This window comes from Streptomyces lydicus (assembly GCF_004125265.1).
Taxonomy (GTDB): domain Bacteria; phylum Actinomycetota; class Actinomycetes; order Streptomycetales; family Streptomycetaceae; genus Streptomyces; species Streptomyces lydicus_C.
The window spans coordinates 5,550,695-5,575,633 of the sequence record NZ_RDTE01000003.1 but is presented as its reverse complement, the minus strand read 5'-3'; the positions used below and the strand labels follow the sequence as shown (position 1 = coordinate 5,575,633).

Sequence of the window (24,939 nt, the reverse complement as noted above, 5' to 3'; positions counted from 1 at the left end):
GCTGAACTGGGCGGATAGTGTGAGCGATCCGGTCGCAGGACCAGCTGACCGATGACCATGCAATAAACGATCGAATCGACCGACCGAGCGCCTTGAGGGGATGGCGCCGCGTGGCACCGACGGAGGACTCAAGGCACCGTGGACGCGCAAGGCCGTGGGCGGGCGGGCGACAACAACGTCGATCCCGCCGATCAGTGGGTGTTCGACCCGAACACCGGCAACTACGAGCTGCGGCTTGACCATGCCGGTCAAGCCGACGCTCGGCCCGCCGACCGTAAGCCGGCCGGCTCCAGACGTGCCGCGCGCAGGTCGGGCGGCGACACCGACACCCGGCCGCTGCCGACCCAGCGCGGCCGCCGGGACGAGGACGCCGAGGGCGACGAGCGCCCCGGTGGCGGGCGGGCGGCCCGGCGGTCGGCCGGCACCCGCACGGCGTCCGCCGCGGCCGCGGGCCCGGCGAGCCGCCGCAAGCGCAAGCCGAAGACGTCGGGGAAGAAGAAGGCGCTGTACTGGACGGCCGGTGTGGTGGGCTTCGTGCTCGTCGCCGGCTGCGGTGGCGCGTTCTACCTCTACCAGCAGCTGAACGGCAACATCTCCAAGGTCGACGTCGGCGTGGAGAACGACGCGGTCTCCGAGGGCCCGGTCAACGTCCTCATCATCGGGACGGACGCCCGCTCCGGGAAGGGCAACTCCGGCTACGGCGACGCCGGCAGCGTGGGCCACGCGGACACCACGATCCTGATGCACATCTCCAAGGACCGGACGAACGCCACCGCGCTGAGCATCCCGCGCGACATGATCACCGACATCCCGACCTGCCCCACGAAGCAGAAGGACGGTTCGACGAAGAACATCCGCGGCGAGCACGGGGTGCGCTTCAACACCAGCCTGGGCCAGGAGGGCCGCGACCCCGGCTGCACCTGGCGCACCGTCGAGAAGCTGACCGGGCTGAAGATAAATCACTTCATGATGGCCGACTTCAACGCGGTCAAGGACCTGTCCACCGCGGTCGACGGCGTCGAGGTGTGCGCCGGCAAGGACATCAACGACCCCAAGTCGCACCTGAAGTTGAAGGCCGGCCGGCACATCGTCAAGGGCGAGCAGGCGCTCGCCTTCGTCCGCACCCGGCACACCGTCGGGACCGGCAGCGACCTGAGCCGTATCGAGCTGCAGCAGCAGTTCCTGAGCTCGCTGATCCGCAAGCTGAAGTCCAGCGCCTTCAGCAGCCCCGGCAAGCTCTACGACGTCAGCCAGGCGGCGACCAAGGCGCTCACCGTCGACACCGGTATCGGCAGCGCGAACAAGCTCCTGGACTTCGGCACCGACCTCAAGAAGGTCGACATCGACCGGGTCACCTTCGCCACGGTGCCGGTGCTGGACAACCCCGACGACCCGGCCACCGTCATCCTCAACAAGACCGCCGCGGACCCGCTGTTCGCGATGGTCCGCGCGGACCACGCCCTGGCCAAGGGCAAGAAGGGCAAGGGCAAGAAGTCCGCGCCGGTGAAGAAGGCCCCGCCCGAGAAGGTGCGGGTCGACGTCACCAACGGCGGCGGGCCGATCGGTTCGGCGCAGGAGACCGTGGACTGGCTGCAGAACTCCAAGGCCGCCAAGCTCTCCACCAACGCCGGCAACGCCCCGGCGAAGCTGGCCACCACCCGCCTCGAATACGCGCCCAACCAGGCCGACCAGGCCGCCACTCTGGCCGACTGGATGGGGCTGCCCAAGAAGGCGCTGAAGAAGTCGTCGCACAACGCCGGTGACCGGGAGCCGATGAAGCTCACCCTCGGCAGGGACTTCAAGGCGCCGGGCACACCGATCGACGCGCCGACCGAAACCCCGAACGGGGTGCAGAACGTCAATGCAGATGACAAGAACGTCTGCGCGAAGTGACCTGAGCGGGCTCCGGCCGCCCCGACGAGGCGCCGAACGCACCATCGGACTCATAACGGGGAGAGGGCCCAATGCGGCAGAGCAGTCTGCGCGGTGACCGATCACGCCGGCGGCGCCGGCCGGATGCACCGGAGGCGCCGGACGCCCAGGAGCTGGGCCGGCACGACGGTCTGTACGAGGGCAAGGGCCTCCCGCCGGACGCTCCCGGCTGGACGCCCTCCGCGGACGACGCGTCCTTCGGCGACGGGGACGGGTCCGCGGAGGGCGAGGGCCACCGCGAGGGGGGCCGGCCGCGCCGCGGCAAGGGCCGCAAGGTGCTGCGCTGGACGTCCCTGACCCTCGCCGTCCTCATAGTGGGCGGCGCGGGCGCCGGGTACTGGTACTACGAGCACCTCAACGCGAACCTCCGCAAGGCCCCGCGGTCCCTGGCCGGGAACGGTCTGAAGAAACCGGATCCCAACGCCTTCGGACAGAGCCCGCTGAACATCCTGCTGCTGGGCTCGGACGGCCGGAACAGCAAGAAGAACATCGAACTCGGCGGCGCCCGGCAGGACGCGGACCGCAAGCCGCTCGCCGACGTCCAGATGCTGCTGCACGTCTCCGCGGACCGCAGCAACATGTCGGTGCTCTCCATCCCGCGCGACACCCGGGTGACGATCCCGCAGTGCACCGACCCGAAGACCCACCAGGTCTATCCGCAGACCTCCGCGGCCATCAACCAGTCGCTCCAGCACGGCGGTCCGGGCTGCACGCTCGCCACCTGGCAGGAGCTGACCGGCATCTACATCGACCACTTCATGATGGTCGACTTCTCCGGCGTGGTGGACATGGCCGACGCCATCGGCGGCGTCCCGGTCTGCGTCGACAACAACGTCTACTCGCACGACAGCAAGGGCCACGGCAGCGGGCTCAAGCTCACCAAGGGCACCCACTCCGTCAAGGGCGTCCAGGCCCTGCAGTGGCTGCGCACCCGCTACGGCTTCGAGGACAACACCGACATCGGCCGGGCCAAGGCCCAGCACATGTACATGAACTCGATGGTCCGCCAGCTGAAGAAGGGCACCAAGCTCACCGACCCGGGCCAGCTGCGTGACCTGGCGGAGGCCGCCACCAAGGCGCTGACCGTCGACGACGGCCTCGACACCGTCAAGAAGCTCTACGACCTGGGCAGCGACCTCAACCGGGTGCCGGCCAAGCGCCTCACGATGGTCACCATGCCCTGGCAGTACAGCCCCGACGAGTCGTATGTCATGCCCAAGCCCGGCGACGCGGACGCGACCTTCGCGCTGCTGCGCAACGACACCGGGCTGGACGGCAAGGACAAGAAGAAGAAGGCGGCGCCGGACCCGAAGCCGTCAACCCCCAAGGGGCAGCTGAAGGTTGTGGTGCAGAACGGCACCAACAGCACGGTGAACGGCCCGGTCTCCGGCCGCGCGGCGGTCATCCAGCAGCGGCTGTCCGGCCTCGGCTACACCGCGGCGAGCACCGACCCCGCGCTCACCACCCAGGCCGACACCACCGTCACCTACCGGGACAAGGGTGAGCGGGGCGATGCGCTGGCGCTGGCGAAGGCGCTGGGGCTGCCCAAGGGCGCGGTCCGGGAGTCGAGTTCGGCCTCCGGGATGCGGCTGGTGGTCGGCAGCGACTGGCGAGACGGCGCGGCGTACCCGAAGCAGTCGGGCGACGAAAAGGGCACCGACAAGGCCCCGGACAGCGCCGATGCACTCAACGGCGAGGACTCCAAGGCCTGCATGAAGGTGAATCCGCAGTACAGCTTCTAAGGCACGAAATACCGCCAGAACCGACCCGGTTCACGGATTGCCCGACATGCCCGGATCGCCTCTCTGTCCGTTATGGCGGGTTCGCGCACCTCTGGCCTCCGGCAAGTCAACGGCAGCAGATCTTCGCCATTGCATGCCAAGTGACTTCTCAGTAACGTGAATTCCCCTCATGCGCGTGACCAGCCGCATGAGGGGAAATCCGCGTGGTCCGTACCGCACGAATCCGGTTGCGGTCCATGACCGGGAATCTCACCACGCGTATCGACCAGGAAAGACGGGGGAACAGCGCATGCATCGCAGCAAGTGGATCCAACGAGTCGCAGTAACCGTGGGCGGCACCGTCATGGCGGCAGGCGCACTGCCCCTTGTCACCGCGAGCCCCGCGTACGCAGGCAACTACTACGACTGTGTCCAGTATCTGCGCCACAAGGACTACTTCATCGATGACAACGGCGTGGCCGCGGACTCGTGCCGGGTCGCGGAGAGGGGCAAGGGATCGGCCAACTCCCTCTCCATCTGCGCATCACGGCTTGAGAGCCTCCATGTGAAGTGGGAGGACGCCAAGCCGGCTTGCCTTCGTGCGCGGCCCTGAAGTGCTTCGCTGAGCTGAGGGATGAGTCCGGCCTTGCTGAGGAATGCGCAGGGCCGGACTCGACGGAGACGCTCAGATCATTCCGACCCGCATCCGGATACTGTGCGCGAGCCGGGTCAGGGATTTTCCGGTGGTCGGTGGCACCCACGATGCCCCGGCGGTTTCGGGCGGACAGACTCCTCAGAGGGATCGGGCCGCATCCGGTGGGGCCTCGAAAGACCGGCGGCCCCGTGGGCCCCCTGAAAGCGCGGCCGCGCTTTCAGGGGGCCCGGCCGCGCGGACCGGCTACTCCGCCCCGGCCGCCGCTGCCATGACCGCCGGGCGGCGGCTGGCGATGACCCTCTTGGCGAGGGAGCGGGGGCTGGTCAGGAAGCCCACACCCCAGGCCATGTGCATGGTGGCCAGGGCGAGGGGGATCTGGGCGCGCGCCTTGAGCGACAGCCCCTTGCCGGCGGGCACCGACCCCGCGGCGATCGCCGCGAGATAGCCGCCCGGGACGATCAGCGCCCAGGGCGTGACCGCCGCACCGGCCACCAGGCCCGCCGCGATGGCGCACACCGCGGTCGGCGGCGCGAGGTAGCGCAGGTTGATCGAACCGGCGTGGTAGCGGGCGACGACATGGCGCCACTTGCCGTAGTCCTTGTACTGCTTGGCCAGCGCCTTGACGCTCGGCCGCGGGCGGTACTGCACCCGCAGCTCGGGCGAGAACCAGATCGCGCCGCCGGCCTCACGGATGCGGAAGTTCAGCTCCCAGTCCTGGGCGCGGATGAACTCCTCGTTGTAGCCGCCCTGCTGCTCCAGCGCCTCGCGGCGGAAGACGCCGAGGTAGACGGTCTCGGCGGGGCCGGCCTGCCCGCCCGTGTGGAAGGCGGCGTTGCCCACACCGATCTTGGAGGTCATCGCGGCGGCGACCGCGTCCTCCCAGGCGTTCTCCCCCTCGGCGTGCATGATGCCGCCCACATTCGCGGCGCCGGTCTCCTCCAGGAGGCGCACGGCGGTGGCGATGTAGTTCGGCGAGAGCATGCCGTGGCCGTCGACGCGGACCACGATGGGGTGCCGGGACGCCTTGATCGCGGCGTTCAGCGCGGCGGGAGTACGGCCGGTGGGGTTCGGCACCGTGTGCACACGGGCGTCCTCGGCGACGAGCTCGGCGGCGATCTCGTCCGTACGGTCCGCGGACGGGCCGAGGGCGATCACCACCTCCATCTCACCGGCGTACTCCTGCTCCAGGATGTGCCGGACCGAATTGCGCAGGTGACGTTCCTCATTGAGCACCGGCATGATCACGGAGACGGCCGGGGGCTGCTGCTGCGGCATGGTTCCTCAGGGGTACGGCCCGCGGTGGAGCCGCCAGCGACGGCAGCGCCCGCCGGGAGACTGCAGTATCGCGCCTCACGTTACCGCGAATGGGCGACGGCATCGGACGCAGCCGGGTGGCCGGCCGGCGGATGCCCGGCGTGTGGCGCCGTACATCCGATCATATGGACCTACGGTGCTCCAGACGGATTCGCCCCCTTTATCCCTCTGCTCCAGCCGCCCGTCCCGCCGCGGAGGTGTCCCCCGTGACCGCGCCGTTCCGCTCCCCCCGTCCGGCCAGGCGCCGGGCCGCCCGGCCGGGCCCGCGCCGGCGCCCGCCCGGCACGCGCTGGGGGCTGCGGATCGGCGCGGTCACGTCCGTGCTGCTGCTGGCCGCGAGCGGTGTCGGGCACGCCGTGGTCACCGGCGTGGAGAGCGGCATCGGCCGGGTGGACGCCTTCACCGGCATGAGCAACCGGCCCGGGGGCGGCCACGGGCTGAACTTCCTGGTCGTCGGCACCGACGGGCGCGACAAGCTCACCCCCGGCGAGAAGCGGAAGTACCACCTCGGCGGCGCGCCCTGCCACTGCACCGACACCCTGATGCTGGTGCACCTCTCCGCCGACCGGGACCGCGCCAGCGTGGTCAGCCTCCCCCGCGACTCCTATGCCGAGGTCCCCGCGCACACGGACGCGGTCACCGGCCGGCAGCGCCCCCAGCACGCCATCAAGCTGAACGCGGCCTACGCCGAGGGCGGCCCCAGCCTCACCGTGCGGACCGTCGAGCACATGACGGGGGTGCACATCGACCACTACCTGGAGGTCGACTTCACCAGCTTCATGCGCAGCGTGGACGCGGTCGGCGGGGTGGAGATCTGCACCGTACGGCCGCTGCGCGACAGCTATACGGGCCTGGATCTCCCCGTCGGCACCTCGCGGCTGAGCGGCGGCCAGGCCCTGCAGTACGTGCGCTCCCGGCATGTCGACGGCTCCGCCGACCTCGGCCGGATGCAGCGCCAGCAGCGCTTCCTGGCCTCTCTCATCCACAAGATCACCTCCTCCGGGGTGCTGCTGAACCCGATCCGCTTCCGGGACGTCGCCGACACGGTGCTGGGATCCGTACGCGCCGACGCGGGCTTCACGGCGGGCGACCTGGTCGATCTCGGGCAGGCGATGCGCGGCTTCACCCCCTCGTCGTCGGAGTTCACCTCCGTGCCGCTGCGCAATGTGGCCCAGCCGGTGCCCGGTGTCGGCTCGACCGTGCGGTGGGATCCGGTGCAGGCGCCGAAGCTCTTCCAGGCGATCCGCGAGGACCGGCCGCTCGCCGTGCACCGGGACCGCACGGAGCCGCGAGCGCGGGTCGTGGACGTACCGCCGGGGCAGGTCCAGGTGCGGGTCGGCGACGGCGGCGACCGGCCGGGACCGGACGCCGAGGTGGCCAGGGAGCTGCACGCCACCGGGTTCGCCACCACCGGCGCGCCCAGCGCCTCCCCCCTGGTCAGGGCGCCCCGCACGGTCATCGCCTACGACCCGCGCTGGGACCGTTCGGCCCGCTCGCTGGCCGCCGCGCTTCCGGGCGCCGAGCTGCGGCCGGTGGCCGGGCGGGGGCCGGTGATGCAGGTGACGGTCGGCCAGGGCCACCAGGCGGTGCGGCGGGTACGGGCCGAGGAGCCGCCGCAGAGGCCGGGCGGCATCGCGACGATCACCGGTGACGAGGCGGTGTGCACATGAGCGAGCGCAGGGATCCCCTCATCGGAAGGCGCAGGCTGCGCGCCGACGGGGCCGGGCGAAGCGGGGCCCCGTCATGAGCGTCCCCGCACCCCGCCGCACCGCGTCCCGGCCGCCCGCGCGCCGCCCGGACGCCCGCCGCGACGCGCGCCGGATCGTGGTGGCCGTCGCGGCGCTGTGCCTGGTCGCGGCCACCGCCGCGGCCGCGCCGCCGGCGCCGCAGGAACCGACCGGCTGCGGGGATCTGGTGCGCGGCCAGCTGTGTCTGCGCGGTCCGGTGGGGGCCGACGGCATGTACACCGCGGCCTACCGGCGGCGCGGGGCGGCGGGCGCCCGGGACGAGATCATCGTGCGGCTCGGCTACCAGCGCAAGAACGACCGGATCACCGCCTTCCCCGGGTGGTTCGGCACCCGGCGGACGCAGGGCGGCGCGGTCGTGCTGAGCGGCCGGGTGGAGATGCTCGCGGACGAATGCATCCGGGGCGTCATGGAGCGCGGCGAGACGGTCTATGTCACGAAGTGGAGCTGCGGCTGATGTCCTGGACAGCCTGAAAGGGGCGCATCGTGTGGCAGGTTGTGCTGGACGTCACCCCCACCACGGTGACGCTCTTCCTGGTCCTGGCGCTGGCGCTGGCCATGGCGCTGGCACTGTGGACGGCGCTCACCCCCGGCGGCACCGCGCCGCGCACCACGGCCCGGATCCTGCTGGCCGGCTGGCTGCTGCTGTTCCTGGTGGCGACGCTCGCGCCGAGCCAGCCGATCGGCTCCGGGGACGCGACGGTGTGGTGGCGGCCCGGTGAGGGGCTGTTCGATCTGGGGGCGCAGCTGGAGCCCGGGGAACTGGTGATGCTGGTGCGGCGGCAGATCGCCACTGCCGCGCTGTTCGTGCCCGCGTCACTGCTGCTGCGCTTTGCGGCGCCGCGCATCTCGGCGGCCGCCGCGTTCCTGCTGGGCGTGGGCCTGTGCCTGGCCGTCGAGACGGCGCAGCTGCTGATGCGGGCCGGGCGGATCGCCGATATCGACGATGTGATCTGTGCGGCGGCAGGCACCGTCACCGGCGCGGGGCTGGCGCTGCTCGGGCAGCTGGCCATCGCCGCTATGCGTCGTCGAGTCCTTCCGCGACGCGCCGTTCGCGCAGTTCCATGATCGCGCGCCGCCGGGCGAGGCGGTGCGTCCGGCGGATCTGCGCCTCCTGGTAGCGGCGCTGGTCGCGCTCGGTCTCGGGGAGCACCGGCGGCACCCGCCGCGGCTTGCCCTGCTCGTCGACGGCGGCGAAGACCAGGTAGGCGGAGCCGACCTGCTGGGGCGGGCTGGATTCGTTCCAGCGCTCGGCCAGCACCCGTACACCGACCTCCATCGAGGAGCGGCCGGTCCAGTTGACCTGGGCGCGGACGTGGATGAGATCGCCGATCCTGACCGGTTCGAGGAAGGCCATCTCGTCCATCGAGGCGGTCACGGCGGGCCCGCCGGAGTGGCGCCCGGCCACGGCGCCCGCCGCGTCGTCGACGAGTTTCATGATCACGCCGCCGTGCACCGTCCCGAGGAGGTTGGTGTCGCCGGCCGTCATGATGTGGCTGAGTGTGATGCGGGACACGGACGTGGGCTTGCCCACGATCTCGTCCTCGGCGCTGTCGGTGACGAGTTCGGTCATGCAGTCCAGCCTAAGCGGCGCCCGTACGGCCCCACTCCACGTGGATCGTGAGACTGGTCTCGCCCTTTGCGCAGGTCCGTGACACAGGTCTCCTCTCCCCCGCCGGAAAGTATCCGGAATGGTTGCTTCCATTCGTGCAGGTCGGAATGGTCATGGGCCCGTGCGGTATGCGGCGGACTGCCGCCGTCGCTTTGCATCAGCTCTGCAACAGCACTGGCCCGATCCGGCACCCGCTCTATGGGGGACCGCCGAAGGGCATGCACACTTCCTCTTATGAATCAGTGGCAAGGGGGCACCTCCCGTTCGAGCGGAGCCGAGAATGGGGGCGGGTGGTCCGGCGACCAGAGCGGCAACCGGTACGGACACGGCAGCGGCAGTGCCGAGCCGGAGGGTGTGCGCGCGATGCCACAGGTGCGTCGCGACGCGGGCCCCGGCTATCAGCGGCAGGAGCCTCCGCTGCCGCCGTCGATGTCCCCGCGCCGGGGCGCGGCCGTGCCGCCGCAGCAGTCCCAGGGCTACGACGACGCCTACGACGGATACAACACCGGCCAGGTCTACGGCGGCGGCCGCGGTGGCGGTGACGGCTACGACGGCCGCGCCGGCCGGCCGCGCCCCCACTGGGGCCGGCGCATCAAGTGGACGGTCATCGCCCTGGTCGCGGTGCTGGCGGTCGCCTCGGTGGCCACCTACTTCTGGGCCGACGGCAAGCTCCGCCGCAAGGTCGACCTGAGCAAGGTCATCGACCGCCCGGCGACCGGCGACGGCACGAACTACCTGATCGTCGGCTCGGACAGCCGTGAGGGCATGTCCGCGGCGGACAAGCAGAAGCTGCACACCGGCTCCGCCCAGGGCAAGCGCACCGACTCCATGATGATCCTGCACGACGGCAGCAACGGCCCGACGCTGATATCCCTGCCGCGCGACTCGGACGTGGAGATACCCACCTACGTCGGCTCGTCCTCCGGCAAGAAGTACCCGGGCACCGGACGGCACACCAAGCTCAACGCGGCCTACGCCGAGGACGGCCCGGAGCTGCTGGTGCGCACCGTCGAGTACAACACCAAGCTGCACATCGACCACTACGTCGAGATCGGCTTCGCCGGCTTCGCCAACATCGTGGACGCCATCGGCGGCGTCGAGATGGACATCCCCAAGGCGTTCAAGGACAAGAACTCCGGCGCCGACTTCCCGGCCGGCAAGCAGACGCTCAACGGCCAGCAGGCGCTCGCCTTCGTCCGCACCCGGCACGCCTTCGCCGGCCAGGACCTGGACCGTACGAAGAACCAGCAGAAGTTCCTGGCGACCCTGGCGAGCCAGACCGCCACGCCCGCCACGGTCCTCAACCCCTTCAAGCTCTACCCGACCATGAGCGCCGGCCTGGACACGCTCATCGTCGACAAGGACATGAGCCTGTGGTCCCTGGGCAACATGTTCTTCGCGATGAAGGGCGTCACCGGCGGCGACGGCAAGTCGATGAACATGCCGATCTCCGGCAGCACCGGCGGCAACCTGGTCTGGGACAAGGCCAAGCTCCACCAGCTGGTCCAGCAGCTGAACAACGACGAGAAGGTCACGGTCTCCGGCAACTGACCGGCGGCCCTGACCGAGCAGACAAAGAGAAAGGGGCCCCGGACCGCAGCAGCGGTCCGGGGCCCCTCTTTCGTACTTCTGTGCCCGTGGCCTGCTTACTTCGGCAGGTTGCGCAACTGCGCCAATGCCGATTGCCCGAACGTCTACCGGCCCCGTTTCCAAGACAGTGGCCCGGAAGCTGGAGTGGCAAGCAGTCCTCTGCGACAACGCGAAACGGTTCACGTTCCTGCTGACGAAGCAATCCATGTGTTGGGCCGTGGTCCCGCATGCGGCGACGGCCGTACAGACTGACCATCTCGTCTCGATATCTCATCTCCCCAACGTGCGCATCGGAGTTATCCCGCTGGGAACAATTCGCAGAGCGCTGCTCACTGAACACTTTCGCGCTGTACGACCAACGACTGGCTACCGTCGGGAGTCTCACGGGGTGCATCGCATTCCAGGAAGCCCCGGATATCACCGAACATCTTGCAGTCTTCAGTCTGTACGAGGGTCGCGCATTATTCAATACCGGAACGGATTGTCGGCCAGACCGGCGCCGGGAGCAAGCCAACCGCTCCATCAGTTCCGGTATCGGTGCCGAGACCGACGTCTATTTGGGCATGAGGTGGCAGGCGTCGACTAGACGGACTCGGCACTGTCACCCTCACACTCTGCATTGGCCGGCTGCGGCGCAGCGTGAATGAAAGCGTTCCGGTTGCGATCGCTGTTCGCGCTCGCCGCACCCCCTTAGGAGCCACTATTCGGTGGGGCTGCCTTCAAGCGCACAGAGGAGCGCACGCCCCAGCAGATCTGAGCAGTGGCTTTCTAGGCCGGAGTCTAGCCACGCCCGATCCAGATAGCCTCGGTTCGCCCCTCTGTCCATGCCCTCCGAGCCATTAAGGCTCGCTTGTGCGCCTCTTCGGCGGCCTTCGCAGCGTCTTGGCAGTCATTGGCAAGGTCTATGACCCACCTGTCCGGCTGATCCATCACGCTTAGCGTTGCAGAGACAGCTGCCTCTCGGGCTTCTCTCATTCCAACCGGTGACCCATAAAATGGCTTGTTGGCCACCTTTTCCAAGATCTCTACGGAGTACCCACACAGCGCCGAAAGTCGCTCCGGGTCAGGGCAATCCGCCCATTCTTGCAGGATTTCATAGTACTCAACGAAGTCGGCCGCCGCCTCCAACGCATTGCGCGCCGCTTCAGTGAACTCTCTTTCCCCCTGATCGAAATCTCCATGGTTAGCTTTACTTCGATAGATGGATACCTTCCTGTCATCCTGTGAAATTTCTGCAAATTCGGGAACTACAGCAGGCCGTCGCACTGCCGATGTCGCATCTTTCGGGTCCGAGACCGCAGCATGATGAATTCCCTCTTGAGCCTGTCGCCGACGATCCATCCAAGCCGGAACATCTCCACCCACACTTTCGATTAGTTCTCGAAGCGTACTCCGCGAAGGAAGCCGCCTTCCGCCACACGCCTCGTAGAGAGTTGTTCGCCCTCTATTTGTCACTGCACAGATTTCTTTGAACTCAAGCCCGGAACTTTCCAACTCTGCACGCAGCGCACGAGCGAAGCCAGCGAAGGGCAGAGACGGATCTAAATACTTGAAGGGCCGACCCACGTGTGTTCTCCGTTTTCCCGAGTAGTCCCGCATTGTTCCGGAGTACTCCCACGACGAAGCCGGATCGCCGCAGGAAGCCCGATTCTAGAGCTGCTCAGCGGTACGGAAACCAAGTGGAGGTTGAAATGGGACTGCCCTTCTACGCCAGGCTGCTCCTGGTCCTGACGGCCGTGCTGGCAGCCGTCACCGTCGGCATGCTGGCCGGCTTGCTCGCCCGATGGGACGGAGCTCGCACGATGGCGTGCATCAGGGGTGGCTCAGCCTCAGCCGGCGCAGTGCTCACGCTCTTCCTCTTGGTGCTGACGAGCCTCCGCGCCCTCGGGTGACCTGCCAAGCCTCACCCGGGGCGATGCTCTGACTCATGGTGGGATGCGGCCGGCAACTGGGCGGAGCCACGGCCAGTAACCGTGACCAGATCAACTTCGAGAACGAGGCTCTGCGCGTTGGCTTCCCGATCATGGAGGACGGTGAACCCGGGTCGGGCAAGTACAGCGCGCTACAGCGGCGGTGCATCAAGGCACACGACGAGGAGGAGCCAGGACGCAAGCAGTGACGACGACAGCGGCCCCCCGGCACGATGCCGGGGGGCCGTACTGTTTGTACAGGCCAGAAGCCATCTCGGGCTCAGCATCTGCCCAGGACTTCCCCGCCATGACGCCCATGGCCGGCCCGAGAGGGACGCGAACCGACCGCGCCGATCGCGGCTCACAGGCCGCCAAGACGATGACTGACCTGCGAAAACCCTACTGCGGCAGGTTCCTGGCCATCACGATCCGCTGCACCTGGTTGGTGCCCTCGTAGATCTGGGTGATCTTGGCGTCCCGCATCATCCGCTCGACGGGGTAGTCACGGGTGTAGCCGTAGCCGCCGAGCAGCTGGACGGCGTCCGTGGTGATCTCCATGGCGGCGTCCGAGGCGTAGCACTTGGCGGCGGCACCGAAGAACGTCAGGTCCTCGCCCTTGCCGCCGGCCGAGATCCGCTCGGAGCGGGCCGCCGCGGCGTAGGTGAGCTGGCGGGCCGCCTCCACCTTCATGGCCATGTCGGCGAGCATGAACTGGACGCCCTGGAAGTCGCCGATCGGCTTGCCGAACTGCTTGCGCTCCTGGACGTAGCCCTTGGCGTAGTCCAGGGCGCCCTGGGCGATGCCGAGCGCCTGGGCCGCGATGGTGATGCGGGTGTGGTCCAGGGTCTTCATGGCGGTGGCGAAGCCGGTGCCCTCGGCGCCGATCATGCGGTCGGCGGGGATGCGGACGTTGTCGAGGTAGACCTCACGGGTCGGCGAGCCCTTGATGCCGAGCTTCTTCTCCGGGGCACCGAACGAGACCCCCTCGTCGCCCTTCTCGACGACGAAGGCCGAGATGCCCTTGGAGCGCTTCTCCGGGTCGGTGACGGCCATCACCGTGTAGGAGTCGCTGACGCCGGCGTTGGTGATCCAGCGCTTGACGCCGTTGAGGATGTAGTGGTCACCGTCGCGGACGGCCTTGGTCTTCATACCGGCCGCATCGGAACCGGCGTCCGGCTCGCTCAGGCAGTACGAGAACATCGTGTCGCCCTTGGCCAGCGGGCCCAGGTACTTCGCCTTCAGCTCCTCGGAGCCGGAGAGGATCACCGGGAGCGAGCCGAGCTTGTTGACCGCCGGTATGAGGGAGGACGAACCGCAGACGCGGGCCACCTCCTCGATGACGATCACGGTCGCCAGCGCGTCGGCGCCGGCACCGCCGTAGGCCTCCGGTACGTGGACGGCGTGCAGGTCGTTGGCGACCAGCGCGTCGAGCGCCTCCTGCGGGAAGCGGGCCTCCTCGTCCACCGCGGCGGCGAACGGCGCGATTTTCGCCTCGGCGAGCGAGCGCACCGACTCGCGGAGCATGTCGTGCTCCTCGGACGGCCGGTACAGATCGAAATCAGCGGTTCCCGCCACGCTTTCTCACTCCCCTGTGAGCTGACGGCAGTGCTAACTACCGTTAAGTAACCCTTTACCTCTCCGGATTCTAGGCGCCCACCCCGGCCTGCGGATACGTGAGGTTGCCGACAGTTACAGACCTGCCCGCGCGACGACTGGAGATGCCCCTTCCGGGCCCGACTATGCTCGGTCAGCGCCGTTTTCCCAGCCCCGTCTCCCGACCCCGCCCCTCGACGCCAGGCGCCCCGCGCCGCACTGCCTGTTTGGAGCATCCATGGCCCTCAAGATCACCGTGATCGGCACCGGCTACCTCGGCGCGACCCACGCCGCGGCCATGGCCGAGCTGGGCTTCGAGGTGCTGGGGCTCGATGTGGTGCCCGAGAAGATCGAGATGCTGCAGCGGGGCGAGGTCCCGATGTACGAACCCGGCCTGGAGGAGCTGCTGCGCCGCCACGCCGACGGCATCGAGGGCTCGACCGGCCGGCTGCGCTTCACCACCTCCTACGAGGAGGCCGGCGCCTTCGGCGACGTCCACTTCGTCTGTGTGAACACCCCCCAGAAGCACGGGGAGTACGCCTGTGACATGAGTTACGTGGAGAGCGCCTTCGACGCGCTGGCCCCGCACCTGACCCGGCCCGCCCTGGTGGTCGGCAAGTCGACGGTGCCGGTGGGCAGCGCGGCCCGGCTCGCCGAGCGGCTGGCCGCGGCCGCCCCGGCGGGCGCGCAGGTGGAACTCGCCTGGAACCCGGAGTTCCTGCGCGAGGGGTTCGCCGTCAAGGACACCCTGCACCCCGACCGGATCGTCGTGGGCGTGGCCGGTGAGCGGGCCGAGGAGCTGCTGCGCGAGGTGTACGCCGCCCCGATCGCCGAGGGCTCGCCGTTCATCGTCATGGACTACCCGACGTCCGAGCTGGTCAAGACCTCCGCCAACTCCTTCCTGGCCACGAAGATCTCCTTCATCAACGCCATGGCCGAGGTCTGCGAGGCGGCCGACGGCGATGTGGTGAAGCTCGCCGAGGCCATCGGGCACGACGACCGGATCGGCAAGAAGTTCCTGCGGGCCGGGATCGGCTTCGGCGGCGGCTGCCTGCCCAAGGACCTGCGGGCCTTCATGGCGCGCGCCGGCGAACTGGGCGCCGACCAGGCCCTGACCTTCCTCCGCGAGATCGACTCGATCAACATGCGGCGCCGCGGCCACATGGTCGAGCTGACCCGGGACGCGGTCGGCGGCGGCTTCCTCGGCAAGCGGGTCGCCGTCCTGGGCGCGACCTTCAAGCCCGACTCGGACGACGTCCGCGACTCCCCCGCGCTCAATGTCGCCGGCCAGATCCACCTCCAGGGCGGCCAGGTCACGGTCTACGACCCGAAGGGCATGGAGAACGCGAGGCGCGTCTTCCCGACGCTGGCGTACGCGGACAGCGCGCTGGAGGCGGTGCGCGGCGCGGATGTGGTGCTGCATCTGACGGAGTGGCGCGAGTTCCGCGAGCTGGACCCCGCCGCGTTGGGCGACGTCGTCGCCGAACGCCGCATCCTGGATGGCCGCAACGCCCTCGACCCGACCCTGTGGCGCAAGGCGGGCTGGACGTACCGCGCGCTGGGGCGCCCCCGCGCCTAGTTTCCCCCCACGTACCTGGCTTTCCCGCCGTGCCGGCTGGTCGCCGTTGTGCGCTTTGCGGCGCCTCCCACGTCGTCGGCTTTCCCGCCGTGGGACTTCTCGCCGTTGCGCCTGCGGCGGGCGTGGGTGGTCGGGTGCGGTGCCGCTCCTCCGGACTTCGTCCTGCGGCGCGGCCCCTCCCGTGAGTGGGTGGGAAGGGTCGGTGGGGGTGAACGTAGTGCTCAACGCGCGCGCAGCCAACGGCTCGCGCCCGCCCCCACTCGCCTTCTCCCATCCCCAACGGGAGGGACCGGACCGCAGGACGGAGTCCGGAGGGGCGGTCCCGCAGCCGAACAGCCCCGCGCCAGCGGCACCAGCTCGCCGCTGGGGGTACCTCCCACGCCCTTGAGGCAGTGGGGGAGCTACGGCGCGCGAGCCCCGCAGCGGGACCGACGGGTACACGCGGGGCGCCGCAAAGCGCGCAACGGCGAGAAGCCGGCACGGCGGGACGGCCGACAACCTGCGGCGGCGCCGCAAGCGCACAACGGCGACAAGCCCCCACGGCGGGGACAGCCGACAACGTGGGAAGCCGGCCCAAGCGCAGCTATCGTGGCGGCCATGAGCCACATCACACTCGGCGTTGTCGCACTGGACTGTCCCGACCCCCGGGCCCTCGCGGATTTCTACGCGGAGATGCTCGGCTGGCGGGTGACCGACGAGGACGAGGAATGGGTCGAGATCGCCGGACCGGACGGCCGGACCCTCGCCTTCCAGCGGGTGGCCGAGGGCTACCGGCCGCCGCAGTGGCCCGGCCAGGACATGCCGCAGCAGCTGCACCTCGATTTCGATGTGCCGCGCGCGAAGATCGACGAGGCCGAGCGGACGATCGTCGCGCTGGGCGCCAAGCTCGTCCAGCACGACGACGGGAAGCAGAACTGGCGGGTCTACCTCGACCCGGCCGGGCACCCGTTCTGCCTCTGCATGAAGTGAGGGCACGGGGCCCTCACTTCATGCGGTGAGGGCCCCGGCCCGGGCCGGCCTCAGCCGTCCAGCCGCTCGATCGTCGCGTGCGACGGCCCGCGCCGCTGCCGCTCGGCCCGCGCCACGTCCTCCGCGGCACGCAGAACGCGGACGGCGTTCTGCCAGGTGAGCTTGGCCAGGTCGGCCTCGGACCACTTGCGGTCCAGCAGCTCGGCGATCAGGTTCGGGTAGCCGGCGACGTCGGCCAGGTCGGCCGGGGTGAAGGCGGTGCCGTCGAAGTCGCCGCCGATCCCGATGTGGTCGACGCCGGCGACCTCGCGCATGTGGTCGAGGTGGTCGGCGACGGTGGCCGCGGTGGCCATCGGGCGGGGGTGCGCGGCCTCGAAGTCCCGCTGGACCCTCATGCCCGCCTCGGTGGTGTCGAGGTGGTGCAGGCCGTGGGCCCGCATGTTCTCGTCGGCGCGCCGGGTCCAGGCGACGGCGGCCGGCAGCACGAACTTCGGCACGAACGTGGCCATCGCGACGCCGCCGTTGGCGGGCAGCTGTGCCAGTACGTCGTCGGGGATATTGCGCGGATGGTCGCAGACGGCGCGGGCCGAGGAGTGCGAGAAGATCACCGGCGCGGTGCTGACACGCAGCGCGTCGCGCATGGTGTCGGCCGAGACGTGCGAGAGGTCGACCAGCATCCCGCAGCGGTTCATCTCGCGGACGACTTCCTCGCCGAAGGCCGACAGGCCCTGGTGGCGCGGCTCGTCGGTCGCGGAGTCCGCCCAGTCGATGGTGTCGTTGTGGGTGAGCGTCATATAGCGCACGCCCAGCTGGTGCAGCGCGCGCAGGGTGGCCAGCGAGTTGTGGATGGAGTGGCCGCCCTCGGCGCCCATGAGGGAGGCGATCCGGCCCTCGGCGCGGGCCGCTTCCATGTCGTCGGCGGTGTGCGCGAGGCGCAGTCCTTCGGGGTAACGGGCGACCAGTTCCCGCACCACATCGATCTGTTCGAGGGTGGCGCTGACGGCCTTGTCGCCCGCGTAGTCGGCGCGTACGTACACCGACCAGAACTGGGCGCCGACGCCGCCGGACCGCAGCCGCGGCAGGTCGGTGTGCAGGTGCGCGGACTGGTCGGCGGCGATATCGCGCCGGTCGAGGTCGTAGCGGACCTGCTCGCGCAGCGCCCAGGGCAGGTCGTTGTGGCCGTCGACGACGGGCCAGCGGGCGAGCAGGTCCCGGGCGGCGTCCAGGGAAGAACTCACTTGCCGCCCCCGAAGCCGAAGCCGGCCGGGGAGGCGACCTTGTTGCGCAGCCGCTTGCCCTTCTCGGTGGCCTGGTCGTTCAGCTCCTGCTGGAACTCCCGCATCCGGGCGAGGAGTTCGGGGTCCTGGGTGGCGAGGATCCGGGCGGCCAGCAGCCCGGCGTTGCGGGCGCCGCCGACCGAGACGGTGGCGACCGGCACCCCGGCGGGCATCTGCACGATGGAGAGCAGGGAGTCCATGCCGTCCAGGTACTTGAGCGGGACGGGGACGCCGATGACCGGGAGCGGGGTGACCGAGGCGAGCATCCCGGGGAGGTGGGCCGCGCCGCCGGCGCCGGCGATGATCGCCTTCAGGCCGCGCCCGTCCGCCTCCTCGCCGTACGCGATCATCTCGCGCGGCATGCGGTGCGCCGAGACGACATCGACCTCGTAGGGGATCTCGAACTCGTCGAGGGCCTGCGCGGCGGCCTCCATGACGGGCCAGTCGGAGTCGGAGCCCATGACGATGCCGACCACGGGGGACGGGTCGGCGGGGGCGTCGGCGTTCGGTTCGGACGACGTGGGCGTCATTCGGTGATCGTTCCTCGCAGGTAGCCGGCGGCGTGTGCGGCGCGCTCGCGCACATCCGCCAGGTCGTCGCCGTAGGTGTTGACGTGGCCGACCTTACGGCCGGGCTTCACATCCTTCCCGTACATATGGATCTTCAACTGCGGGTCCCGCGCCATGCAATGGAGGTACGCGTAATACATGTCGGGGTAGTCGCCGCCGAGGACGTTGGCCATGACCGTCCAGGGGGCGCGCGGGCGGGGATCGCCGAGCGGGAGGTCGAGCACGGCGCGGACGTGGTTGGCGAACTGCGAGGTGATCGCGCCGTCCTGGGTCCAGTGGCCGGAGTTGTGCGGGCGCATGGCGAGCTCGTTGACCAGGATGCGGCCGTCGGCGGTCTCGAAGAGTTCGACGGCCAGATGCCCGACGACGTCCAGCTCCTGGGCGATGCGCAACGCCAGCTCCTGGGCCTGGCCCGCGAGCTCCGCGTCGAGGCCGGGCGCCGGGGCGATCACGGTGTCGCAGACGCCGTCGACCTGGATGGACTCCACGACCGGGTAGGCGACGGCCTGGCCGTGCGGGGAGCGGACGATGTTGGCGGCCAGCTCGCGGGCGAAATCGACCTTTTCCTCCGCGAGGACGGGCACCCCGGCACGGAATGGCTCGGCGGCCTCCTTGGAGGATCGTACGAACCAGACGCCCTTGCCGTCATAGCCCCCGCGGACGGTCTTGAGGATCACGGGGAAGCCTTCGCCCTCGGCCGCGAACCGCTCGACGTCGTCAGGGTCGGAGACGATGCGGTGGCGCGGACAGGGCACGCCGATCGCGTCCAGTTTCGCCCGCATCACCCCCTTGTCCTGGGCGTGCACCAGCGCAGCGGGACCGGGCCGCACGGGGATGCCGTCGGCCTCCAGTGCCCGCAAATGCTCGGTGGGAACGTGCTCGTGATCGAAGGTGATCACATCGCAGCCACGAGCGAAGGCGCGCAGGGTGTCCAGATCGCGGTAGTCGCCGATGACGACATCACCGACGACCTGGGCCGCGGAATCCTGCGGAGTGTCGCTGAGGAGCTTGAACTTGATGCCGAGGGGGATACCCGCCTCGTGGGTCATACGGGCGAGCTGACCGCCGCCGACCATGCCGACTACCGGGAACGTCACGCCCCCAGGGTATCCGTACGGCGGCGCGGGCCCCCACCCGGGCTTGGACGATCCTCCGAGTTCGCACGTTCGAAGATCGCCGGTGAAGGGTCGGCACCGGCGGTTAACCTCGGGCCGGGGTGCGGGGCCGGCGCCCGGGCCGGGCCCGGTAAAAGGGGAGGCCGGATGGGGAACAGTGGCATATCAGGGGGCTCCAGGAAGCTGGTGATCGTGGTCGCGATCGCCGCGCTGCTGGTCGCCCTGCACTCCGTTTTCAGCCAGTTGTCCGCGCCCGCGGTCTACGACGCGGACGACACCGAGATCAGCGTCTTCGCCGGCGACCGCTTCAGCGTGCGGGTCCCCGACGATCCCGCCGGCGGCTACCACTGGATCATCGCCGAGCCCCGCCCCGACCCGGCCGTCCTGAGGGCCGCCGGTGCGCACGGGGGCTCCGGTGACCCGTCCCCGGACGGCACCGCCCGCTACCTCGCCTTCGAGGCCGTCCGTCCGGGCCGTACGGACTTACGGCTGCTGCGCTGCCGGCGCTGCGGCCCCGGCGCCGCCGACGAGAAGGGCGCCCGCAGCCTCAACTTCCGTGTCACGGTCGGCTGATCCCGTTGTCACCGTCGGCCGATCGGCTGTCACGGTGTGCTGCCCCGTTCGGACCGCCGGGCGTTGCGCACGGACGTGACAGATGGCAGGCAGCGCTCGCGGCCCCTGGTTAGCATGAGGAAGCGGAACGGCTGGAGACGGAACAGCTGGAGAACCGGCCCACGGCCGCGCACACCGCCCACGACAGGAGCTGAGCGATCCCCATGAGTGAACGGAGCGCACTGCGGTCGCGGCTGGAGGCGCTCGTTCGGGAAGTGGCGAAGTTCGGCGCGGTCGGCGGCGCGGGGGTCGTCGTCAACTTCGTGGTGTTCAACCTCGTGCGGCAGCTGACCGAGGTCCCCGTCGTCCGGGCCAGCATCATCGCGACCGTCGTGGCGACCGGCACCAACTATCTCGGCTACCGCTACTTCACCTACCGTGACCGCGACAGACAGGGCCGCACGAAGGAGCTCACGCTCTTCCTGCTGTTCAGCGCGGTCGGCCTGGTGATCGAGAACGGTCTGCTCTACGTCGCGACGTACGGGTTCCACTGGGACAGCCCGCTGCAGAGCAATGTCTTCAAGTTCCTCGGCATCGGCTTCGCCACGCTCTTCCGCTTCTGGTCCTACCGCACCTGGGTCTTCCGTTCCCTGCCCGCGCGGGAGGCCGTGGAGCGGGCCGAGTCCTTCCTCGCCGACGGCTCACAGCGCCCGCACAGCGCCTCCCGGAAGTAGCCCGGGGACCGCGGCGACCCCGGCGGGCGCCCGCCGCCTCACTCCTCGACGGGCTCCGCCTCACGCGCCAGGAACAGCGCGAAGACCGGCGGATGCTGCTGGAGCAGTTCCAGCCGCCCGCCGTCCGCCTCCGCCAGATCGCGGGCCACGGCCAGCCCCAGCCCCGTGGAGTTGCGGCCGGAGACGGTCCGCTCGAAGACCCGTGAGCCCAGGTCGGGCGGGACGCCGGGCCCGGCGTCGGTGACCTCCACGACGGCCTGGTTGCCGGTGACGCGGGTGCGCAGTGCGACCGTCCCGTCACCGTGCATCAGCGAGTTCTCGATCAGGGTGGCCATCACCTGGGCGACCGCGCCCGGTGTGCCGACGGCCCGCAGCCCCTTCTTGCCGGAGCGCACAATGGCCCGCCCGGCGCTGCGGTAGGCCGGCCGCCACTCCTCGATCTGCTGCTTGACCACCTCGTCCAGGTCGAAGGCGACCGCCGAGCCGCTGCGCGGGTCCCGGGAGTTGGTCAGCAGCCGCTGGACGACGTCCGTCAGCCGCTCCACCTGCGCCAGCGCGATGGTGGCCTCTTCCTTCACGGTGTCCGGGTCGTCGGTGACGGTGATCTCCTCCAGCCGCATGGACAGCGCGGTCAGCGGCGTCCGCAGCTGGTGCGAGGCGTCCGCGGCCAGCCGCCGCTCGGCGGTCAGCATCCGCGCGATCCGCTCGGCGCTGGCGTCCAGCACATCGGCGACCCGGTCCAGCTCCTGGACGCCGTAGCGGCGGTGGCGCGGGCGGGGGTCGCCGGAGCCGAGACGTTCGGCGGTCTCCGCGAGGTCGGTGAGCGGCGCGGTCAGCCGGCGGCCCTGGCGGACGGCCAGGATGACGGCCGCGATGATCGCCAGCAGCGCCACGGCCAGGATGACCAGCAGCGTCCGCCCGATCTCCGCGCTGACCATGGAGCGGGAGGCCTGGACCGTGACCGACTCACCGCGGTCCCCGGTCACCTGCGACTGGATGACAGTGCCCGAGGGCCGCGTCCCGATCTCGATCGGCGCCTTGCCCGGCACCCTGATCTTCGCGTACCGCTTGGCGGTGATCTGCTCGGAGAGGATGTCCGGGGTGATCTTCTCGCCGCTGCCCAGCCGGCTCTCCACTATCCCGACCAGCCGGACCGCCTCGGACTCCACGCTCTCCTGGGCGCCCGCCTGGATGGTGCGGGTCTCGACGATGACGAGCGAGACGCCGAAGACGGCGATCACGACGAGCACCACGGCGAGCGTGGAGTTGATCAGGCGGCGGCGCACGGGCCCCTAGCTCTTCTCGAAGCGGAAGCCGACTCCGCGGACGGTGGCGATGTAGCGGGGATTGGCGGCGTCGTCCCCGAGCTTCTTGCGCAGCCAGGAGATGTGCATGTCGAGCGTCTTCGTGGAGGACCACCAGGTGGTGTCCCAGACCTCGCGCATCAGCTGGTCGCGGGTGACAACCCGGCCCGCGTCCCGCACCAGGACCCGCAGCAGGTCGAACTCCTTCGCCGTGAGCTGCAGTTCCTCGTCACCCATCCACGCACGGTGCGACTCGACGTCGATGCGGACGCCGTGGGTGGCGGGCGGCTGCTGGGGCTCGGCGGAGGAGCCGCGGCGCAGCAGGGCCCGTACCCGGGCGAGGAGTTCGGCGAGCCGGAAGGGCTTGGTGACGTAGTCGTCGGCGCCGGCGTCCAGGCCGACGACGGTGTCCACCTCGTCGGCGCGGGCGGTCAGCACCAGGATGGGGAAGGAATGGCCTTCGTTGCGCAGCCGGCGGGCGACCTCCAGGCCGTCCATGCCGGGCAGCCCCAGGTCCAGGACGACGAGGTCGATATTGCCCTGGAGACCGGCGTCGAGCGCGGTCGGGCCGTCCTCGCGCACCTCGACTTCGTAACCCTCGCGGCGCAGTGCGCGGGCGAGCGGCTCCGAGATGGACGCGTCATCCTCGGCGAGCAGTACACGGGTCATGGCCCGATGGTAGTCCGATGTCCGTGGACCGAGGGGCGGACCAGCGCGGATGGCCGACGACGGACCGTTCCTGCAGCGTGAGCCGGGGACGCCCCGGGCGCGCGCGGGGGCGCGTGGTACCCGCAGGGGCGCTCGCAGTTCCCCGTGCCGGTGTGAGCGTTGTCTCACGCAGCCCAACAGTGCTGCCGCCGGACGTATGGTGGCGTGACGTCCATCGCTCAACCACCCGGGACCTTTGACTCTCCGCTGATGTCAACGGTCCCTCGTTGTGTACCGGGCTGGAATCACCAGCCCTGATGGACAGTGATCGACCTGTCGACCGGGTCCGCCGCGCCAGCTAGACGGGGGGCGTGGAATCCGGAGTACGACCGTCCCGACGGCCCCTCGCGGGGGTGCCGAACCTCCCGGACGTGGGGGCGGGCGGGGCTACGCCGGTGCCGGTCATCCCCCCCCACCCGGGCGCGTATCGGCCACCGAACGCGTCCCGTAGCAGCAAGGAAGCATCCATGGCGTCCAGCCTGACGAAGGACGCGGCCCAGCAGGGGAACCCTGTGGATGGCGGCAAGACCTTCTTCGGCCACCCCCGCGGTCTGGCCACGCTCTTCATGACCGAGATGTGGGAGCGCTACAGCTTCTACGGCATGAAGGCCCTACTCCCGCTGTACCTGATCGCGCCCGGCGGCATGCACATGCAGGCCACCACGGCCACGGCGATCTACTCGGTGTACATGGCGATGGTCTACCTGCTCGCCATGCCGGGCGGCTGGGTGGCCGACCGCTTCTGGGGACCGCGCAAGACGGTCGCCATCGGTGCCCTCGTCGTCATCGCGGGCCACATCACGCTCGCCCTGCCCTCCGCGGCGTCCTTCTTCGCGGGTCTGGTGCTGGTCGCGATCGGCTCCGGCCTGCTGAAGGCGAACATCTCCACGATGGTCGGCCACCTCTATGACGGCCCGCAAGACCCGCGCCGTGACGGTGGCTTCACGCTCTTCTACATCGGCATCAACATCGGTGCCCTGCTGGCCCCGCTGTCCATCGGCACCGTCGGCGAGAGCGTCAACTGGCACCTCGGCTTCACGCTCGCCGCCGTCGGCATGGCGCTCGGCCTCGCCCAGTTCCTGCTCGGCAGCCGCCACTTGAGCCCGGAGAGCAGCGTCGTCGCCCAGCCGGCGACGGACCAGGAGAAGGCGTCCACGCTGCGCAAGGGCCTGATCTGGCTGGCCGTCGCGGCCGTCTTCTACACCCTGCTCGGCGTGACCGGGAACTTCGCCGACTGGGCGCTGATGCCGATCACCATCGCCGGTCTGGTCATCCCGATCGCGGTCCTGGTCCGCATGAAGCGCGACAAGGAGCTCACGGAGCTGGAGCAGTCCAAGCTCTCGGGCTACATGTGGTTCTTCGCGGTCGCCGCCGTCTTCTGGATGATCTACGACCAGAACGGCTCCACCCTGTCGATCTTCGGCGCCAACTCCACGACGAACGACCTGCTGGGATTCCACTTCCCGACGTCCTGGTACCAGTCGCTCAACCCGCTCTTCATCATGGCGCTCGCCCCGGTGGTCGCGTCGGCGTGGCTGTGGCTGAACCGGCGGGACAAGGAGCCCAGCACCGCCGTCAAGTTCGCCTCCAGCCTCGCGCTGATCGGCATCTCGTTCGCGGTCTTCCTCATCCCGCTGATCGACACCGCCGCCCATGGCGGCAAGGTCAGCCCGATGTGGCTGGTGGCGATCTACTTCATCCAGACCGTCAGCGAGCTGTGCCTCTCGCCGGTCGGACTGTCGGTCACCACGAAGATGGCGCCCGCCAAGTACACCTCCCAGATGATGGGTGTCTGGTTCCTCGCGGTCACCGCGGGCGACTCGGTGTCCGGGCTGCTGACGTCGCCGCAGCTGAACGTCAATCTGAACACCGCCGCCTCGGTCACCGTGGAGGCCGTGTTCGCCGTCATCGCCGGCCTCGGCATCTGGACGTCCCGCAAGCGGATCAAGGAGCTGATGGGCAGCGTCAACTGACGCCTGCCGGCCCGGCCCCGGACAGCAGGAGGGGGCGTCGCACCGCCGGTGCGACGCCCCCTTTGTGCGTCCTCGGGGACGTGGGGC

The 24,939-nt window shown here is 69.8% G+C and carries 24 protein-coding genes; 15 read left to right on the top strand and 9 right to left on the bottom strand.

Translation table 11 applies throughout. The features are described from left to right. Positions 1 to 138 precede the first annotated feature (138 nt). The 3 genes from D9V36_RS27080 (at position 139) to D9V36_RS27070 (ending at position 4,266) form a co-directional block, all read left to right on the top strand. Positions 139 to 1,893, top strand: coding sequence for an LCP family protein (locus D9V36_RS27080; protein WP_129296044.1), 1,755 nt, complete (start codon positions 139 to 141; stop codon positions 1,891 to 1,893). A 71-nt stretch (positions 1,894 to 1,964) separates the two neighbouring features. Continuing rightward, complete coding sequence (locus tag D9V36_RS27075) at positions 1,965 to 3,674, top strand: LCP family protein (protein WP_129296043.1); 1,710 nt, start codon at positions 1,965 to 1,967, stop codon at positions 3,672 to 3,674. 289 nt (positions 3,675 to 3,963) lie between these two features. Further along, entirely contained in the window at positions 3,964 to 4,266 is a 303-nt protein-coding gene (locus D9V36_RS27070) for a hypothetical protein (RefSeq protein ID WP_129296042.1), read from the top strand. A gap of 285 nt (positions 4,267 to 4,551) precedes the next feature. On the opposite strand, the gene D9V36_RS27065 is transcribed toward D9V36_RS27070, so the two are convergent. Further along, the gene (locus tag D9V36_RS27065) at positions 4,552 to 5,583 is read right to left on the bottom strand and encodes a glycosyltransferase family 2 protein (protein ID WP_129296041.1); all 1,032 of its coding nucleotides are present in this window, start codon (positions 5,581 to 5,583) and stop codon (positions 4,552 to 4,554) included. Positions 5,584 to 5,828: 245 nt separating this feature from the next. Here D9V36_RS27065 and D9V36_RS27060 point away from each other — a divergent pair, with 245 nt between their 5' ends. The 3 genes from D9V36_RS27060 (at position 5,829) to D9V36_RS27050 (ending at position 8,435) form a co-directional block, all read left to right on the top strand. Beyond that, the gene (locus D9V36_RS27060) at positions 5,829 to 7,292 is read left to right on the top strand and encodes an LCP family protein (RefSeq protein ID WP_129296040.1); all 1,464 of its coding nucleotides are present in this window, start codon (positions 5,829 to 5,831) and stop codon (positions 7,290 to 7,292) included. A gap of 73 nt (positions 7,293 to 7,365) precedes the next feature. Further along, positions 7,366 to 7,824: a hypothetical protein gene (locus D9V36_RS27055; protein WP_129296039.1), complete on the top strand. Its 459-nt coding sequence runs from the start codon at positions 7,366 to 7,368 to the stop codon at positions 7,822 to 7,824. 29 nt (positions 7,825 to 7,853) lie between these two features. Further along, positions 7,854 to 8,435 carry a VanZ family protein gene (locus D9V36_RS27050; RefSeq protein ID WP_164993041.1) on the top strand — a complete coding sequence of 194 codons (582 nt, stop codon included), beginning with the start codon at positions 7,854 to 7,856 and terminating at the stop codon, positions 8,433 to 8,435. Here D9V36_RS27050 and D9V36_RS27045 read toward each other — a convergent pair. Then, positions 8,386 to 8,940 (bottom strand): acyl-CoA thioesterase, encoded by a 555-nt coding sequence (locus D9V36_RS27045; RefSeq protein WP_129296038.1) that lies wholly within the window; start codon positions 8,938 to 8,940, stop codon positions 8,386 to 8,388. The genes D9V36_RS27050 and D9V36_RS27045 overlap by 50 nt on opposite strands. Positions 8,941 to 9,213: 273 nt before the next feature. On the opposite strand from D9V36_RS27045, the gene D9V36_RS27040 reads away from it, so the two are divergent. Next, complete coding sequence (locus D9V36_RS27040; protein ID WP_129296037.1) at positions 9,214 to 10,530, top strand: LCP family protein; 1,317 nt, start codon at positions 9,214 to 9,216, stop codon at positions 10,528 to 10,530. A 124-nt stretch (positions 10,531 to 10,654) separates the two neighbouring features. After that, positions 10,655 to 11,155 (top strand): Scr1 family TA system antitoxin-like transcriptional regulator, encoded by a 501-nt coding sequence (locus tag D9V36_RS42225; RefSeq protein WP_241721055.1) that lies wholly within the window; start codon positions 10,655 to 10,657, stop codon positions 11,153 to 11,155. A gap of 194 nt (positions 11,156 to 11,349) precedes the next feature. Here D9V36_RS42225 and D9V36_RS27035 read toward each other — a convergent pair whose 3' ends face one another. Then, entirely contained in the window at positions 11,350 to 11,910 is a 561-nt protein-coding gene (locus D9V36_RS27035; protein WP_129296036.1) for a hypothetical protein, read from the bottom strand. A gap of 350 nt (positions 11,911 to 12,260) precedes the next feature. Here D9V36_RS27035 and D9V36_RS27030 point away from each other — a divergent pair, with 350 nt between their 5' ends. Together D9V36_RS27030 and D9V36_RS27025 are read left to right on the top strand one after the other, a co-directional pair. After that, on the top strand, positions 12,261 to 12,461 hold the full coding sequence (locus D9V36_RS27030; protein ID WP_129296035.1) for a hypothetical protein: 201 nt from the start codon (positions 12,261 to 12,263) through the stop codon (positions 12,459 to 12,461). Between the two features lie 35 nt (positions 12,462 to 12,496). Further along, positions 12,497 to 12,688, top strand: coding sequence for a hypothetical protein (locus tag D9V36_RS27025; RefSeq protein ID WP_129296034.1), 192 nt, complete (start codon positions 12,497 to 12,499; stop codon positions 12,686 to 12,688). Between the two features lie 190 nt (positions 12,689 to 12,878). On the opposite strand, the gene D9V36_RS27020 is transcribed toward D9V36_RS27025, so the two are convergent. Further along, positions 12,879 to 14,054, bottom strand: a complete 1,176-nt coding sequence (locus D9V36_RS27020) for an acyl-CoA dehydrogenase family protein (protein WP_088797970.1) — start codon at positions 14,052 to 14,054, stop codon at positions 12,879 to 12,881. 256 nt (positions 14,055 to 14,310) lie between these two features. On the opposite strand from D9V36_RS27020, the gene D9V36_RS27015 reads away from it, so the two are divergent. Next, complete coding sequence (locus D9V36_RS27015; RefSeq protein WP_129296033.1) at positions 14,311 to 15,651, top strand: UDP-glucose dehydrogenase family protein; 1,341 nt, start codon at positions 14,311 to 14,313, stop codon at positions 15,649 to 15,651. Positions 15,652 to 16,248: 597 nt separating this feature from the next. Next, on the top strand, positions 16,249 to 16,620 hold the full coding sequence (locus D9V36_RS27010) for a VOC family protein (RefSeq protein ID WP_129296032.1): 372 nt from the start codon (positions 16,249 to 16,251) through the stop codon (positions 16,618 to 16,620). A gap of 50 nt (positions 16,621 to 16,670) precedes the next feature. Here D9V36_RS27010 and D9V36_RS27005 read toward each other — a convergent pair whose 3' ends face one another. From D9V36_RS27005 to D9V36_RS26995, 3 genes are read right to left on the bottom strand one after another with little or no spacing between them, the layout of a single operon-like run. Then, on the bottom strand, positions 16,671 to 17,858 hold the full coding sequence (locus D9V36_RS27005; RefSeq protein WP_129296031.1) for a dipeptidase: 1,188 nt from the start codon (positions 17,856 to 17,858) through the stop codon (positions 16,671 to 16,673). After that, positions 17,855 to 18,427 (bottom strand): 5-(carboxyamino)imidazole ribonucleotide mutase, encoded by a 573-nt coding sequence (gene purE / locus D9V36_RS27000; RefSeq protein WP_129296030.1) that lies wholly within the window; start codon positions 18,425 to 18,427, stop codon positions 17,855 to 17,857. Before purE ends, D9V36_RS27005 begins: the two co-directional genes overlap by 4 nt. Further along, positions 18,424 to 19,563: a 5-(carboxyamino)imidazole ribonucleotide synthase gene (locus tag D9V36_RS26995; protein WP_129296029.1), complete on the bottom strand. Its 1,140-nt coding sequence runs from the start codon at positions 19,561 to 19,563 to the stop codon at positions 18,424 to 18,426. The genes purE and D9V36_RS26995 overlap by 4 nt, the downstream gene beginning before the upstream one ends. A 165-nt stretch (positions 19,564 to 19,728) precedes the next feature. Here D9V36_RS26995 and D9V36_RS26990 point away from each other — a divergent pair, with 165 nt between their 5' ends. After that, a complete protein-coding gene (locus D9V36_RS26990) occupies positions 19,729 to 20,154 on the top strand; it encodes a protease inhibitor I42 family protein (protein ID WP_241721054.1) in 426 nt (141 codons plus the stop codon). Positions 20,155 to 20,357: 203 nt separating this feature from the next. Beyond that, positions 20,358 to 20,867 (top strand): GtrA family protein, encoded by a 510-nt coding sequence (locus D9V36_RS26985; RefSeq protein ID WP_129296028.1) that lies wholly within the window; start codon positions 20,358 to 20,360, stop codon positions 20,865 to 20,867. Between the two features lie 38 nt (positions 20,868 to 20,905). On the opposite strand, the gene D9V36_RS26980 is transcribed toward D9V36_RS26985, so the two are convergent. Together D9V36_RS26980 and D9V36_RS26975 are read right to left on the bottom strand one after the other, a co-directional pair. After that, positions 20,906 to 22,153, bottom strand: a complete 1,248-nt coding sequence (locus D9V36_RS26980) for an ATP-binding protein (RefSeq protein WP_129296027.1) — start codon at positions 22,151 to 22,153, stop codon at positions 20,906 to 20,908. 6 nt (positions 22,154 to 22,159) lie between these two features. Continuing rightward, positions 22,160 to 22,840 (bottom strand): response regulator transcription factor, encoded by a 681-nt coding sequence (locus D9V36_RS26975; RefSeq protein WP_003984832.1) that lies wholly within the window; start codon positions 22,838 to 22,840, stop codon positions 22,160 to 22,162. Between the two features lie 506 nt (positions 22,841 to 23,346). On the opposite strand from D9V36_RS26975, the gene D9V36_RS26970 reads away from it, so the two are divergent. Next, entirely contained in the window at positions 23,347 to 24,852 is a 1,506-nt protein-coding gene (locus tag D9V36_RS26970; protein ID WP_129296026.1) for a peptide MFS transporter, read from the top strand. Positions 24,853 to 24,939: the final 87 nt, after the last annotated feature.

Coding starts and splice junctions, on each gene's coding strand:
- D9V36_RS27075 (WP_129296043.1), top strand. CDS start 1,965: ATGCGGCAGAGCAGTCTGCGCGGTGACCGATCACGCCGGCGGCGCCGG.
- D9V36_RS27070 (WP_129296042.1), top strand. CDS start 3,964: ATGCATCGCAGCAAGTGGATCCAACGAGTCGCAGTAACCGTGGGCGGC.
- D9V36_RS27065 (WP_129296041.1), bottom strand. CDS start 5,583: ATGCCGCAGCAGCAGCCCCCGGCCGTCTCCGTGATCATGCCGGTGCTC.
- D9V36_RS27055 (WP_129296039.1), top strand. CDS start 7,366: ATGAGCGTCCCCGCACCCCGCCGCACCGCGTCCCGGCCGCCCGCGCGC.
- D9V36_RS27045 (WP_129296038.1), bottom strand. CDS start 8,940: ATGACCGAACTCGTCACCGACAGCGCCGAGGACGAGATCGTGGGCAAG.
- D9V36_RS27040 (WP_129296037.1), top strand. CDS start 9,214: ATGAATCAGTGGCAAGGGGGCACCTCCCGTTCGAGCGGAGCCGAGAAT.
- D9V36_RS42225 (WP_241721055.1), top strand. CDS start 10,655: ATGCCGATTGCCCGAACGTCTACCGGCCCCGTTTCCAAGACAGTGGCC.
- D9V36_RS27035 (WP_129296036.1), bottom strand. CDS start 11,910: ATGGATCGTCGGCGACAGGCTCAAGAGGGAATTCATCATGCTGCGGTC.
- D9V36_RS27030 (WP_129296035.1), top strand. CDS start 12,261: ATGGGACTGCCCTTCTACGCCAGGCTGCTCCTGGTCCTGACGGCCGTG.
- D9V36_RS27025 (WP_129296034.1), top strand. CDS start 12,497: ATGGTGGGATGCGGCCGGCAACTGGGCGGAGCCACGGCCAGTAACCGT.
- D9V36_RS27015 (WP_129296033.1), top strand. CDS start 14,311: ATGGCCCTCAAGATCACCGTGATCGGCACCGGCTACCTCGGCGCGACC.
- D9V36_RS27010 (WP_129296032.1), top strand. CDS start 16,249: ATGAGCCACATCACACTCGGCGTTGTCGCACTGGACTGTCCCGACCCC.
- purE (WP_129296030.1), bottom strand. CDS start 18,427: ATGACGCCCACGTCGTCCGAACCGAACGCCGACGCCCCCGCCGACCCG.
- D9V36_RS26990 (WP_241721054.1), top strand. CDS start 19,729: ATGGGGAACAGTGGCATATCAGGGGGCTCCAGGAAGCTGGTGATCGTG.
- D9V36_RS26985 (WP_129296028.1), top strand. CDS start 20,358: ATGAGTGAACGGAGCGCACTGCGGTCGCGGCTGGAGGCGCTCGTTCGG.
- D9V36_RS26975 (WP_003984832.1), bottom strand. CDS start 22,840: ATGACCCGTGTACTGCTCGCCGAGGATGACGCGTCCATCTCGGAGCCG.
- D9V36_RS26970 (WP_129296026.1), top strand. CDS start 23,347: ATGGCGTCCAGCCTGACGAAGGACGCGGCCCAGCAGGGGAACCCTGTG.